This window comes from Streptosporangium sp. CA-135522, assembly GCF_050949235.1.
Classification (GTDB): domain Bacteria; phylum Actinomycetota; class Actinomycetes; order Streptosporangiales; family Streptosporangiaceae; genus Streptosporangium.
Genome location: NZ_CP192026.1, coordinates 7,643,904 through 7,658,199, shown reverse-complemented (window position 1 = coordinate 7,658,199; position 14,296 = coordinate 7,643,904). Strand labels below are relative to the sequence as shown.

The 14,296-nt window shown below is 70.0% G+C and carries 8 protein-coding genes; 7 read left to right on the top strand and 1 reads right to left on the bottom strand.

The genetic code is table 11. The annotated features are described in order from the left end of the window. Positions 1 to 24 precede the first annotated feature (24 nt). Positions 25 to 780: a DUF2306 domain-containing protein gene (locus tag ACQPYK_RS36185; RefSeq protein WP_433241414.1), complete on the bottom strand. Its 756-nt coding sequence runs from the start codon at positions 778 to 780 to the stop codon at positions 25 to 27. Positions 781 to 1,383: 603 nt separating this feature from the next. Between ACQPYK_RS36185 and ACQPYK_RS36180 the strand changes: the two genes are divergently transcribed. The 7 genes from ACQPYK_RS36180 (at position 1,384) to ACQPYK_RS36150 (ending at position 14,295) form a co-directional block, all read left to right on the top strand. Further along, on the top strand, positions 1,384 to 1,596 hold the full coding sequence (locus ACQPYK_RS36180; protein WP_433241411.1) for an acyl-CoA carboxylase subunit epsilon: 213 nt from the start codon (positions 1,384 to 1,386) through the stop codon (positions 1,594 to 1,596). A gap of 395 nt (positions 1,597 to 1,991) precedes the next feature. Further along, complete coding sequence (locus tag ACQPYK_RS36175) at positions 1,992 to 2,990, top strand: hypothetical protein (protein ID WP_433241408.1); 999 nt, start codon at positions 1,992 to 1,994, stop codon at positions 2,988 to 2,990. A 207-nt stretch (positions 2,991 to 3,197) separates the two neighbouring features. Beyond that, entirely contained in the window at positions 3,198 to 4,190 is a 993-nt protein-coding gene (locus ACQPYK_RS36170) for a DUF1702 family protein (protein WP_433241405.1), read from the top strand. 365 nt (positions 4,191 to 4,555) lie between these two features. Beyond that, a complete protein-coding gene (locus tag ACQPYK_RS36165; protein ID WP_433241403.1) occupies positions 4,556 to 5,539 on the top strand; it encodes a DUF1702 family protein in 984 nt (327 codons plus the stop codon). Beyond that, positions 5,536 to 7,515: a CRTAC1 family protein gene (locus ACQPYK_RS36160; protein WP_433241400.1), complete on the top strand. Its 1,980-nt coding sequence runs from the start codon at positions 5,536 to 5,538 to the stop codon at positions 7,513 to 7,515. The genes ACQPYK_RS36165 and ACQPYK_RS36160 overlap by 4 nt, the downstream gene beginning before the upstream one ends. 4 nt (positions 7,516 to 7,519) lie before the next feature. Beyond that, positions 7,520 to 8,509 (top strand): enediyne biosynthesis protein, encoded by a 990-nt coding sequence (locus ACQPYK_RS36155; RefSeq protein ID WP_433241397.1) that lies wholly within the window; start codon positions 7,520 to 7,522, stop codon positions 8,507 to 8,509. Beyond that, positions 8,506 to 14,295: an SDR family NAD(P)-dependent oxidoreductase gene (locus ACQPYK_RS36150; protein ID WP_433241394.1), complete on the top strand. Its 5,790-nt coding sequence runs from the start codon at positions 8,506 to 8,508 to the stop codon at positions 14,293 to 14,295. The genes ACQPYK_RS36155 and ACQPYK_RS36150 overlap by 4 nt, the downstream gene beginning before the upstream one ends. Position 14,296 lies beyond the last annotated feature (1 nt).

The window sequence follows — 14,296 nt, the reverse complement described above, 5'->3', positions numbered from 1 at the left end:
TCCGGGGTCGGCTCCGGCCCCTTCTCATGCCGGGCTCTTGTAGGTCACGTTCAGTGGCCGCCGCCGCAGCAGGCGCCTGGAGTGCCGGTACAGGTGCCAGTCCACCAGGACGATGCCGGCCACCCAGCTCCAGCGGGCCACTTCGACCAGGACGTCGACGCCGATCCCGAACGGAAGCGACAGTCCCACTATGACGACGAGCAGGGCCGCGATGATGTTCATGAGAATCGCGAAGCTGTACAGCATGAAACGGCGGTGCAGGTCGTATCGGCGCCCCCGCGCCATCCAGAATCCCATCACGGTCGTGGCCAGCCACAGGACCGTTCCAACGGCGACGCCGACCCGGCCGGTGGGTGGCGCGAACCCCACGATCACCAGGCCTATCACGCCGCATGGCAGTGTCGACAGGACGTAGACCCGCCCGCTCACCCGATGGACGGCCGGATGGTTGCGGCGCAGCCAGGGCCATGCCTGGAAGCAGACGGTCACCATCGCCACGGCCCCGAACGCCATGTGCCCGATGAGGAGGGGGTAGTAGAGCGGGAAGCCGTCATGCCGGGGGATCGGCGCCTCGCTCTCGTTCAGGCCGGCGAAGCGCGTGGCCTGGAAGGCGAGGAAGGCGGTGACGAGCAACGCCAGCGGGATGATCCAGGGGCGGCGCCACCACCGTGGCGCGGTGCGGGCCGCCGAGGCCGATGAACGCGCCCGTTCACCCGATCCTTCGGTATGGGGAGCCGGAGCGTCGGATTTCTTGATGTCCTGCTTTAGCGCGGATACCATTGACATCACCTACTCGAAAAGGTTCTGATCGAATCAGCCCATGGCTGAGATATTGCCGGCGTGAAGAGTGGATGGGTGCGGAGTGCCAACGGCACATGGAATGTCGCCACCGAACCTGTAAAATGCGTCCACGCTGCTGCCTTCGGATCAGCGTCACACTGATCATCTTTTTATGCATCTCTTTGCTTGCTGCGAAGCGAACCGATTTTTAAAGCCCTGTATTATGGTCTGTACCGGCCGGCCTGGCGCTCTGGCATCCGTTTTCCGGCACCGCCGCAGGCGGCGCTCGCCGGCCTTCGGCAATCCGGTGCAGTTCAGCGCGCTGCCACTCTGAAGACCCGTCCGGGCGTCACCGGCCCGGACCCGATAACGCTGTGCAATAAGGCCCCGATAGTGCATGTTCCCGGCCCCCTGTCCGGGTGAATGGGTCGGGGCGTTTTCGTCCCGGACGTCGAGACGCTTCCTTGTCTTCGCCGGGTGGCGGCGCGGGCGTCCGCCGCACCGTCATCCGCGTTCATGAACACGCCGCCAATTAATATTCAAGAGTTGCATCCTGTTGTGTCCGGGGTGACACTCATGGCGAATCACAACGGGAGGTGCGGTATGGACGATGGTTCGCTCCTGATGGTGGTACGAGGGAATGCGACACCCGAGGAATTGGCGGCGCTCGTCACGGTCGTGACCGCGCGCGTCTCCTCGGCAGGCCCCTCGGCGCCGCCGGCACCACCGCCGGGCTGGGCCGACCGTTCCCGTTCCGTCCGGCGACCGCTCGTGCCCGGCTCGGGCGCCTGGCGGACCGGCACCTGGGCCCGCTGAGCCGTACCGGTCCCTCGCCTGACCCCGGCCCGCCACCTGTCGTCCGGCGTATCGCCTGATGTCCGGTGCATCGCCTGACGTCCGGTCCGCCGTCTGATGTCCGGCGTATCGCCTGACGTCCGGTCCGCCGTCTGATGTCCCGCCCGCCCGGCCGATCCCGGTCCGCCGGGCGGTTTTCGGCTGCCGGTGCGACGCCCGGGTGGTCCGCCGTCCTCGCCCACCGGCGTGGCGCGCAGGGTGATTGCGCATTCTGGGAAAAGTTTTGTCCGGTTTGTCGCCGCATTCTGAGGAGGAGTACGGCCGTGCCGTGCGGTAGTGCTCCCCTCGGTGAGCCAGACGCGTTCGAGCGCGGGAGCAGCCTTCGGAGAGGCTTCCGCCCGGCCTTTGAGGAGATCATGATGCCGCGCCACCACACCACGCAGACCGGGCCGGGAGCGCTCGGCGACATCGGAGCGGAGAGCGCGCCAGCCACGTCGGCCTTCGTCAACGGGCACTTCCCCCGGAGGCGAGGGCTGGTCCTCCTGCTCGCCGGACTCGCGGGCTTTCTGCTGACGGTGGTCTGGTCGGCCCGGTTCGTCGATCAGACGATCGGCGACGGCGTCGCCGACACGTTGCTCGGACACGACGCCAAGCAGACGCCGATCGCCGGTATCGGCGCCGGCATCGTGTTCGCGTTCGTCAGCGGGATAGCCGGCACGTTCACGGCCTGCAACATCGCCGCGTTCGGCGCGGTGGCGCCCCTGCTGGGCGGCGCCGGCGGCCGGTGGGGTCGCCTGGCGCACGCGTTGAAGCCGCTGGTGTGGCTGTCGGCCGGCATGATCACCGTATCCGCCGTCTACGGCGCGATCGTCGGATTCGTCGGCACCCGGATGCCGCAGTTCTCGACGGCTCAGAACGCCGTGGGAACCCTGTCGCCGCGCAGCGTCCAGTCGATGGTGGTCTTCGGCCTGATCGGGCTGGCGATGTTCTATCTGGGACTGGCCGCGCTCGGCTTCGTGCGTGACCCGTTCGCGCGGATCGCCAGGCGCTTTCCCAACGCGCCGATGGTGTTCATGGGCGCCCTGATCGGCGGGTTCCTGATCGGGCGCCCGTTCGCGCTGTTCCGGCAGATGTTCCGGGACGCGGCCGAGAGCGGCAACCCGCTGTACGGCGCGGCGGCCTTCACCCTGCAGTCCGTAGGCAACATCGCCGTCATGACGGTGCTGTTCGTGATCCTGACCCTCTTCGCCGGAGGCAGGCTGCAGCGGTGGCTGGCGGCGAAGCCGAGCCGGATCGCGGTCCTGACGGCGTCGGCTCTGATCGTCGCCGGGGTGTTCACCTTCCTCTACTGGGACGTGCGGACGCTGGCCCGGCGGGAGATCATTCCCTGGTACCCCACGGCGCCCTGGTCCTGATGCGCCGGTTCCCGACCCGGTGCGAAATTCACTCGCACCGGGTTCTCGTTATGCGCGTCAAGAATTCGATCATGTGCCACTGATTGGACATTAGTTACAAACACCGCAGTCCTGGAGATGCCCACAGCAATTTCGCATATGACCATTAATTGGTCTGGCCGATGGCGAGTGTACGCCTTCGGCCGATGGCGAAGATGAGGAGGGCATATGTCGACCTTGTTCGGTTCGCTGCGCAGGCTCGTGTTCGCGCCGTCGTTGGCAGAGGTGACTTTCGGCGAACGCGGGTTCCCGGTCACGCCGACCGACGCCACGCGGAGACTGGAGGCCATTCCCCAGGCGGTGGTCTGTGGATTCGAATGGGGGATTGACGTACGGGACCAATGGGAGATCGAGCGTCGATTGAGCATGGTGGAACCCGAGTTGCGAGGGTTCGCCTATGAGGGTGCGACGATGGCGTTCACCATTCTTGACGCGATGGGCGGCGGTCGCGGCCACCGTACCCGCGACCTGTTGCTCGGCCCCGGACAGCCGCACATCTTCCTCACCTACATCGGTATCGGTTTCGCCATGGCACGGCTGCCCCGGCCGCTGTGGAAGAAGGTCATGCCCGACCTCGGCGGGTCGGCGTACTACCCGACGATGAGCTGGCTGGCGGTCGACGGCTACGGCTTCGACCGCGCCTACTTCGACACCCGGCGCTGGGTGGACGAGCAGCGGGTGCCCGCGCCCTATTCCTGGGAGGGCTCGCCCGACTACTTCCTGCGGGCGGTGGACCAGGGCATCGGCCGGGCCCTGTGGTTCATCAACGGCGGGCAGGTGCTCGACGTCGCCTCCGCCGTACGGCGCTTCGCCGCCCACCGTCAGGCCGACCTGTGGAGCGGCGTCGGCCTGGCCGCCACGTTCGCCGGCGGCGCGGAGAACGATGCGCTGGCGGCGTTGCGCAGGGAGGCCGGAGAGCACCGGGCCGAGCTGGCCCAGGGCGTGGTGTTCGCGGTCAGGGCGCGCACCTTCGCCGGTTTCCTGCCACCGCACACCGAGGCCGCCTGCGCCGTACTCACGGACCTGTCGGTTCCCGACGCCGTCGCGCTCGCCGACGGTACCGAGGTGGACCCCAGCGGCTCCGGCCCGGTCCCGCAGTACGAGGTGTGGCGGCAGCGGGTGCGCGCGCACTTCGCCGCCGCAGACCGTCTTCCCGCCTGACCGCGGACCGTCCCGCGGCCGGGGTACGGCCGGGGCGCGCGGTCTGCAGCGGTGCCGCCGCGGTCCTGTCACGGGCGATCCACGGCCCCGATCCACGGCCGCGATCCACGGCCCCGGATCGGGGCCCTGGCTCGCGGCGCGTCCCGGGCCGCCGGAGAGCCGTCGCCCGCCGTGCGGTTCACTCTGCCCGCGCTCGCGAGGCCAATTCCTTTGTGGTGCGGAAATCAATTTGAATCATGTCCGAAAAATATTTTACCGCTTCGAGTGAGCACTTCCGAAGTAGACCCGGGATCGGTCTATATGGGTAGATTTGTCTAAGGATAATCCCGTGAGAAGGGTAACCCTACAAGGGGCGGGAGAGATAATTGACCAGTATTTTGCGGTCATTGAGACGGCGCATTCTGACGCCCGACGTCTCGGAAACACGACTTGAAACGCGTGGTTTCCATGTGAAGAGTCCGAAGGCCCGGGAATTGCTGGAGACCGTCGGCGAAACGTTTCTCACCGGTTATGCCTACGCGGCGGAGGCGCGTACGCCCGCCGAGGCGGAGGAGCGGCTGGAGACAATTCCCCGGCAGTTTCGAGGCTTCGCCTACGAAGGCGCCGGCATGGCCTTCACCATCCTCGACGCGATGCCGGTCGGCGGCGGTGGGGGCGGCAAGCTCGCCGAGTTCCTCGCCGGACGCGGCAACGACCACATTTACATGGTCTATGTCGGGATCGGCTGGGGGATGGCGCGGCTGCCACGGTTCCTGTGGCCGAAGAGTTCCACGCTCGACCCGCTGCTGCTGTGGCTCGTCCACGACGGCTACGGCTTCCACCAGGCCTATTTCCACACCCAGAAGTACGTGAACGAGCAGTTCCACGACACCCGCTTCCCCTGGCCGGCCGGTGGCGAGTCCTACGTCGGCCGGGCCATCGACCAGGGCATCGGGCGGGCCCTGTGGTTCGTCAACGGGACCGATGGTGACCGGGTCGCCTCGGCGATCGAGAGCTTTCCCGAGTCGCGACGCTCCGACCTGTACGGCGGCGCGGGGCTGGCCGCCACCTACGCGGGAGGCGCCCAGGAGGACGAGTTGCGGCAGTTCCGGGAGCGCGCCGGGGTCTATCGTCCCCAGCTCGCGCAGGGAAGCGCGTTCGCGGCCGAAGCCCGCGCCCGGGCCGGTCTGACGGTGCCGCACAACGAGATCGCGACGCAGGTGTTCTGCGACACCACGCCGGAACTGGCGGCGCGGATCTGTCATGAAACCCGCCCCACCGGGGCGGTACGGGGCGAGCTGCCGGCCTTCGAGGTCTGGCGGCAGCGCATCGCCGGTGAGTTCGTATCCCTTGGAGGTGTTAGTCCGTGACCACGACAGCTGGCTGGCTGCGGAAGCAACTGCCCGGAATCGTCGCCCTCGCGCTGATGACGGGTGCGTTCATCGTGAGCCACCCGCCCACATCGTCGGCGGCCGAGAAGGCGGGCATCGCGAGCAAGTACGCGTTCAAGCCGCTGACCATCGCGATGCCGGGCGGATTCTCCCAGAAGACGATCCGGGCGGTGAACAAGAGATACACGCACATCGACGCGTGGATCTCCTCGGTCGGGGCCGGGGTCGCGATGAACGACCTCGACGGGGACGGCCTGGCCAACGACCTGTGCATCACCGACCCCCGCATCGACCAGGTCGTGGTCACCCCCACGCCCGGCGAGCGGTCCGGCCGGTACGCGCCGTTCGCGCTCAACCCCGGCACCCTTCCCATGAACGAGGCCATGGCGCCCATGGGCTGCCTGCCCGGTGACTTCAACGAGGACGGCCGCACCGACCTGCTGGTCTACCTGTGGGGCCGCACGCCGATCGTCTACCTGGCCAAGGCCGGCGCGACGGGACTCGGCGCCGGAGCCTACCTGCCCACCGAGCTGGTGCCCGGTGTCGGCAGCGGCGGCAAGTACACCGGGCCGCTGTGGAACAGCAACACGGCCACCTTCGCCGACTTCGACGGCGACGGACACGACGACGTCTTCATCGGCAACTACTTCCCGCACAGCCCCGTGCTCGACGACAAGGTCAACGGTGGCGTGGAGATGAACGACTCCATGTCCAGGGGCCTCAACGGCGGCGAGGACTACTTCTTCCGCTGGACCGCGGCCTCCTCGGGCGCGCAGCCGTCGGTGACCTACCAGAAGGTCGACCACGCCCTGCCCACCAACGTCTCCAAGGGGTGGGAGCTCGGCGCGGCCTCCGCGGACCTCGACGGCGACCTGCTGCCCGAGCTGTACCTCGCCAACGACTTCGGCCCCGACCGGCTGCTGTACAACCGCTCCAAGCCGGGCGAGATCAAGTTCTCGCTGGTGGAGGGCGTGCGCACGCCGCTCATTCCCAAGTCCAAGACGCTCGGCCACGACTCCTTCAAGGGCATGGGCCTCGACTTCGGCGACCTCAACGGCGACGGCATCTACGACATGTTCGTCAGCAATATCACCACCTCGTTCGGCATCGAGGAGAGCAACCTCCAGTTCATGTCCACCGCCAAGGACCAGGCGGACCTGCGCGCGAAGCTGAGCAAGGGCGAGGCGCCGTGGGAGGACCGCAGCGCTCAGCAGTCCACCGCGTGGACGGGCTGGGGCTGGGACGTCAAGATCGACGACTTCAACAACAGCGGCAACATGGCGATCGCCCAGGCGACCGGCTTCGTCAAGGGCGACGTCAACCGCTGGCCGGTCCTGCAGGAGCTGGCGACCGCCAACGACGGCGTCCTGCGCAACCCGCACTCGTGGCCGAAGGTCCGGGCCGGTGACGACGTCGCGGGACACCAGACCCTCGCCTTCTTCGCCAAGACCCCCGACGGCCGCTACGCCAACATCGCGGGTGACCTCGGACTGGCCATCCCCGTCCCCACCCGGGGCATCGCCACCGGAGACGCCGACGGCGACGGCCGGCTCGACTTCGCGGTCGCCCGGCAGTGGGACGAGCCGGTGTTCTACCAGAACCAGAGCCCCTCTCCCGGCGCCTTCCTCGGCTTGAAGCTGACCCACGAGAACACCGCCGCCACCGGCACCGCGGCCCCGGGCACGCTCCCGGCCCTCGGCTCGGCGGTGATCGGCACCGAGGTGACGGTGACCACGCCCGACGGGCACAAGTACATCGCGCGGGTCGACGGCGGCAGCGGCCACTCCGGCCGGCGCAGCCACGACGTGCACATCGGCCTGGGGCCGAACGTGACCGGACCGGTGCAGGTGCGCCTGTGCTGGCGCGACCGGACCGGACAGATCCATGACCAGACCCTTCAGCTGACCCCGGGCTGGCACTCCCTCCAGCTCGGTTCCCAGGCCAAGGAGAAGTGACGATATGGCCGAGAAAACCAAGACCCCGCCGCGTCACGACCCGAAGGTCGTCACGGCCCTGCGCAGGTTCGCCCTCTCGATGTCGGTCTTCAACATCCTCGGATACACCGTCCTGGGGTTCGAGCAGCCCTGGCTGTGGCCGCTGATCGCCCTGGCCACCGGCTACACCGCGGAGATCGGGCTGGAGTACATCTCGGCGCGCAACGAGGGACGCGCGCCGCGGTTCACCGGCGGCGGCTTCCGCGGCCTGGCGGAGTTCCTCCTCCCCGCGCACATCACCAGCCTCGCGATGAACATGCTCATCTACGTCAACGACCAGATCCTGGTCCTGATCTTCGGGGTCATCGTCGCGGTCGGCACGAAGTGGGTACTGCGGGCACCGGTGCGCGGACGCCTGCGGCACTTCATGAACCCGTCCAACTTCGGCATCGCGACCATCCTGGTGCTCTTCCCCTGGGCCAGCATCGCCCCGCCGTACCACTTCACCGAGCAGGTCAGCAATCCGATCGACTGGATCGTGCCGGGTGTCATCATCTTCTTCGGCACCATGCTCAACGCCAAGCTCACCAACCGGATGTGGCTGATCTTCGGCTGGGTGGGCGTCTTCGCCCTCCAGGCCGTCTTCCGCGGCATCGTCCTGGGCACCTCCATCCCCGGCGGCCTGGCCATGATGACCGGGGTGGCGTTCATCCTCTTCACCAACTACATGATCACTGACCCGGGCACCAGCCCGTCCAAGCCGCTGTCGCAGTTCGCCTTCGGCGGGGGAGTGGCCGTGGTCTACGGCATCCTCACCGGCATGAACATCCCCTACGGGATCTTCTTCGCCACCGCCATCGTCTGCCTGATCCGCGGCGGGTTCCTGTGGTCGCTGCACATCGTGGACAAGGCGCGCGAGCAGGCCAAGGCGCAGGAGCGCGCCGCCGCCGCTCAGGCGCCCGTCCCGGCCGTCGCCGGCCCCGCAACCGCAGAGAAGGAGGTCGCGACCGTATGAGCAGGATCGCGATCGTCGGCATGGCGTGCCGATATCCGGACGCCGCATCGCCGAGAGAGCTGTGGGAAAACGCTCTCGCCGGTCGCCGTGCCTTCCGCCGACTGCCCGACGTGCGCATGCGGCTGGAAGACTACTGGGACGCCGACCCGGCCACTCCGGACCGCTTCTACGCACGCAACGCCGCGGTCATCGAGGGCTACGAGTTCGACCGGCTCGCCTACAAGATCGCCGGTAGCACCTACCGCTCGACCGACCTCACCCACTGGCTCGCCCTCGACATGGCGGGCCTGGCGCTGGCCGACGCCGGCTTCCCCAAGGGCGAGGGCCTGCCCCGCGAGCGCACCGGCGTGGTCGTGGGCAACACCCTCACCGGTGAGTTCACCCGGGCCAACGTGATGCGCCTGCGCTGGCCGTACGTGCGCCGCACGCTCGCCGCGACGCTCAAGGAGCAGGGCTGGGACGACGACCGGCTGGCCACGTTCCTCGACGACTTCGAGGCCACCTACAAAAACCCGTTCCCGAACATCGATGAGGACACCCTGGCCGGCGGCCTGTCCAACACGATCGCCGGGCGGATCTGCAACCACTTCGACCTCAACGGCGGCGGCTACACCGTCGACGGCGCGTGCTCGTCGTCGCTGCTGTCGGTGGCGACGGCGGCCAAGGCGCTCATCGACGGCGATGTCGACGTGGCCATCGCCGGCGGGGTGGACCTGTCCATCGACCCGTTCGAGATCGTGGGTTTCGCCAAGACCGGCGCCCTGGCCAAGGGAGAGATGCGGTTGTACGACCGTGGCTCCAACGGCTTCTGGCCGGGCGAGGGCTGCGGAATGATCGTGCTGATGCGGGAGGCCGACGCCCTGGCGGCCAGGCACCGGATCTACGCCACCATCGCCGGCTGGGGCATCTCCTCCGACGGCAAGGGCGGCATGACCAGGCCCGAGGTCAGCGGCTACCAGCTGGCGCTGCGACGGGCCTACGAACGGGCCGGGTTCGGCATCGAAACCGTGGAACTGTTCGAGGGCCACGGCACCGGCACGGCGGTCGGTGACAAGACGGAGCTGACCGCCCTGTCGGGAGCCAGGTTCGCAGCCGACCCCGCGGCCGCGCCCGCGGCGGTCAGCTCGATCAAGGGAATGATCGGGCACGCCAAGGCGGCGGCAGGGGTGGCCGGCCTGATCAAGGCCGCGATGGCGGTGCACGAGCAGGTGCTGCCGCCGACCATCGGCTGCGTCGATCCCCACCCGGTGCTGACCGAGGAGTCGTCGTCCCTGCGGGTGCTGCGCAAGGCCGAGCCCTGGCCCGCCGGCGCGCCGGTGCGCGCGGGCGTCACGGCCATGGGCTTCGGCGGCATCAACACCCACATCGTGCTGGAGAAGACCGGCCCGAGGCGGCGTGTGCCGCTGCCCACCCGCACCAGGATGCTGGCCTCCTCGCTGCAGGACGCGGAGCTGCTGCTCGCCGACGCCGCCTCCCCGCAGGCGCTGCGCGAGCGGCTGGCCGAGCTGGCCGGCTTCGTGCAGCAGGTGTCCTACGCCCAGCTCGCCGACCTGGCGGCCACGCTCCAGCGTGAGCTGCGCGACCTGCCCTACCGGGCCGCGGTGGTCGTCTCCTCGCCCGAGGACGCCGAACGGCAGTTCCAGCGGGTGATCGAGGCACTCGACGCGGGTGAGACCAGCCTGTTCGCCTCCAACGGCCGGGCATTCCTCGGCCACGCCGACGGACCGGCCAAGGTCGGCTACCTCTTTCCCGGCCAGGGGTCGGGCCGCGGCACCAGCGGCGGCGCGCTGCGCCGGCGCTTCGCCGGGGTCGAGGAGATCTACACCGAGGCGGCGCTGCCCACCGACGGCGACATGGTGGCGACCGCGGTCGCCCAGCCGCGCATCGTCACCGGCTCGATGGCCGGCCTGCGGGTCCTGTCCGCCCTCGGCGTGGAGGCGGACGTCGCGGTCGGCCACAGCCTGGGCGAGATCTCGGCGCTGCAGTGGGCCGGCGCGTTGGAGGAGGAGGCCCTGCTGCGCGTGGCGGGCATCCGGGGCAAGGCCATGACCGAGCACAGTGCCTCGGGCACCATGGCCGGCATCCGAGCGACGCCGGACACGGTGATCGAGTTGGCGGCGGACCTGCCCGTCGTGATCGCCGGCTACAACGGACCCAACCAGACCGTCGTCGCGGGACCGGTCGACGCGATCGAGGCCTTCGGCCGCAAGGCCGCCGACGCAGGTCTGCGCTCGACCCGTCTGTCGGTGTCCCACGCCTTCCACTCGCCGCTGGTGGCGCCGGCGGCCGAGGCCTTCGGCGCGCAGCTCGCCGGTGAGGAGTTCGGCCGGATCGAGCGGCAGGTCGTCTCCACCGTCACCGGGGAGATGCTGGCGCCGGACACCGACGTCCCGGCGCTGCTGCGCAGGCAGATCACCGATCCCGTGCTGTTCACCCAGGCCGTGGAGGTGGCGGCCAAGGACATCGACCTGTTCGTCGAGGTCGGTCCGGGCCGGGTGCTCAGCGGGCTCGCGGCGGACGTGACCGACGTGCCGGTGGTCGCGTTGGACACCGACGACGAGTCGTTGAGCGCACTGCTGCGGGTGGTCGGCGCGGCCTACGTCGCCGGCGTCCCGGTCATCCACGAGGAGCTCTTCCAGGGCCGGCTGATCCGGCCGCTGCAGGTCGGCGCCGAGTTCACCTTCTTCGCCAGCCCCGCAGAGCAGGCGCCGGAGGTTCAGATCCGCGCCGGTGCCCGCAAGGTCGAGGAACTCCCGAAGGTCGTCTCCACCGGCACCCCGCAGACGGAGGGGCAGCCGGCGGAGTCGAGCGTCGACCTGCTGCGCCGCCTGGCGGCCGAACGCGCCGAACTGCCGTTGGAGATGGTGGGCGCCGACAGCCACCCGCTGGACGAGCTGCACCTGAGCTCGGTCACGGTGATGCACATCATCGACCAGGCGACCCAGCGGCTGGGCGTGCCCGCCGCGCAGGCGCCGACGAACCTCGCCACCGCGAGCCTGCGAGAGCTGGCCGACGCACTCGACCAGCTGGCCCAGAACGCCCAGGCCGCCGACTCCGCGCCCACCCGGCTGGTGGCCGGAGCGGCCCCGTGGGCCAGGCCGTTCGCCGTGGACCTCGACGAGGTGCCGCTGCCGGCGCGGACCACGTCGCAGGAGAACGGGCAGTGGCAGGTGTTCGGGGCCGGAGAGTCCCCGCTCGCCGAGCCGCTGCGCCAGGCGCTCGAACGCGAGAAGGTCGGTTCCGGGGTGCTGGTGTGCCTGCCGCAGGACTGCTCCGAGGAGCACGTGGAGCAGGCTCTGCTGGGCGCCAAGGCGGCCATCCGCGGTGCGCAGGACAGCCGGTTCGTCCTGGTCCAGCACGGTCGCGGCGCGGCCGGTCTGGCCAAGACGCTGCAGTTGGAAGCCCCTCACCTGCGCACCACCATCGTGCACCTGCCGGCGGGCCCCGAGGCGGTCGGCCGGGTTACGGCCGAGGTGGCGGCGACCACCGGATACGCCGAGGTCCACTACGACGCCGACGGCGTACGGCGGGTGCCGACGATGCGCGCGATGCCGGTACGGCCCGCTCGCACGACGCAACCGCTCGACGGGACCGACGTGCTGCTGGTGACCGGCGGCGGAAAGGGCATCACGGCCGAATGCGCGCTGGCGGTGGCCACCGACACCGGTGCCAAGCTGGCCGTGCTGGGACGTTCCGACCCGGCCGACGACCAGGAGCTGGCCGCCAACCTCCGGCGGATGGCCGACTCCGGCGTGACCGTGCACTATGCCCGGGCCGACGTCACCGACGCCGACCAGGTGCGCCGCGCGGTCGCCGAGGTGGAGGCGGCACTCGGGCCCGTCACCGCGGTGCTGCACGGCGCCGGACGCAACGAGCCCGGCGGGCTGGCGAGCCTGGACATGGCCGCCTTCCGGCGCACCTTCGCCCCCAAGGTCGGCGGCCTGCGCAACGTGCTCGCCGCCGTCGAGCCGGGCAGGCTTCGCCTGCTGGTGTCCTTCGGCAGCATCATCGGCCGTGCCGGACTGCACGGCGAGGCGCACTACGCCACCGCGAACGAGTGGCTGGCCGACCTCACCGCCGAGGTCGCCGAACGGCACCCGCAGTGTCGCAGCATCTGCATGGAATGGTCGGTCTGGTCCGACGTCGGCATGGGCGAGCGGCTGTCGGTCGTCGACGGCCTGGCCCGCAAGGGCATCACGCCGATCTCCCCGGAGCAGGGCGTGCAGATCATGCGGCGTCTGGTGGCCGACCCCGACGCGCCCACCGTCGTGGTGATCAGCGGGCGCACCGAGGGCATCGACACCGTCCGCTACGACCTGCCGTCGCTGCCGCTGCTGCGCTTCGTCGACAAGCCGCTGATCCGCTACCACGGCGTCGAGCTCGTCACCGAGATCGAGATGAACGCCGGGACCGACCTCTACCTCGCCGACCACCTCCTCGACGGCAACCTGCTCTTCCCGGCGGTGTTCGGCATGGAGGCCATGGCTCAGGTGGCCTCGGCCGCCACCGGGTGGGACACGGTGCCGGCGATCGAACAGGCCGAGTTCATGCGGCCGATCATCGTGCCGCCGGAGGGCAGCACCACGATCCGGATCGCCGCGGCCGTCACCGACCACGAGACGGTCGAGGTGTCCATCCGCAGCGCGGAGACCGGCTTCGACGTGGAGCACTTCCGGGCGCGGCTGCGCTTCACCGGTGAGGGCGCCCCGGACGGCCCGCCGGACCAGGTCGGCGAAGGACTGCCGACGGTGCCGCTCGACCCGGACACCGAGATGTACGGGGACGTGCTGTTCCAGGGCGCGCGGTTCCAGCGCCTGCGTCGCTACCACCGGGCCGCGGCCCGTCACGTCGACGCGGACGTGGCGGCGCTGGAGGCGGGGAACTGGTTCGCCGGATTCCTGCCCGCCGAGCTGCTGCTCGGCGACCCGGGCATGCGCGACGCGCTGATGCACGGCAACCAGGTCTGTGTGCCGGACGCCACGCTGCTGCCGACCGGCATCGAACGGGTGCATCCCGGCGGCGCCGCGCTGGCCGCGGCGGGCGAGTTGCGCTACTGCGCCACCGAGCGGCAGCGCGACGGCGACACCTACATCTACGACATCGCGGTGCGCACCCACGCCGGTGACGTCGTCGAGCGGTGGGAGGGCCTGCGCCTGCAGGCGGTGCGTAAGAAGGACGGGCGCGGGCCATGGGTGACCCCGCTGCTCGGGTCCTACCTTGAGCGGACGCTGGAGGACCTGGTGGGCGCGCGGGTCGCGGTCGCCGTGGAGCCGCACCTTCCGGACACTCCGGAAGGCGACGAGCGGCTACGGTCTCTCGCGGCCGTGACCGTGGGACGGGCTCTCGGCCGCCGGACCGAGGTCCGGCACCGGCCGGACGGACGGCCCGAGGCCGACGGCGGCCAGGAGGTCTCGGTCTCCCACGGGGCGGGAGTGACCCTCGGCGTCGCCTCCGGCGCCACGGTGGGCTGTGACGTCGAGAAGGTGACCGAACGGTCGCCGGCGCAGTGGCGGGAACTGCTGGGCGCGCACGCGCCCGTGGCCGAACAGGTCGCCGCGGAGACGGGCGAGAGCCTCGACACCGCGGGGACACGCGTGCTGGCCGCCGTCGGGTCCCTGCGCGAGGCCGGCCTGCCGGCGGACGCCCCCCTCACCCGGACCCCGGCGCAACGGGACGCGTGGGTGGTCCTCGCCTCCGGCGACCTGCGGATCGCGACGCTCGTCACGGCCCTGCGGGACGCTCCGGCTCCAGTCGTGTTCGCGGTCCTTACAGAAGGGCGGTCCTAGG

Coding starts and splice junctions, on each gene's coding strand:
- ACQPYK_RS36185 (WP_433241414.1), bottom strand. CDS start 780: ATGGTATCCGCGCTAAAGCAGGACATCAAGAAATCCGACGCTCCGGCT.
- ACQPYK_RS36180 (WP_433241411.1), top strand. CDS start 1,384: ATGGACGATGGTTCGCTCCTGATGGTGGTACGAGGGAATGCGACACCC.
- ACQPYK_RS36175 (WP_433241408.1), top strand. CDS start 1,992: ATGATGCCGCGCCACCACACCACGCAGACCGGGCCGGGAGCGCTCGGC.
- ACQPYK_RS36170 (WP_433241405.1), top strand. CDS start 3,198: ATGTCGACCTTGTTCGGTTCGCTGCGCAGGCTCGTGTTCGCGCCGTCG.
- ACQPYK_RS36155 (WP_433241397.1), top strand. CDS start 7,520: ATGGCCGAGAAAACCAAGACCCCGCCGCGTCACGACCCGAAGGTCGTC.
- ACQPYK_RS36150 (WP_433241394.1), top strand. CDS start 8,506: ATGAGCAGGATCGCGATCGTCGGCATGGCGTGCCGATATCCGGACGCC.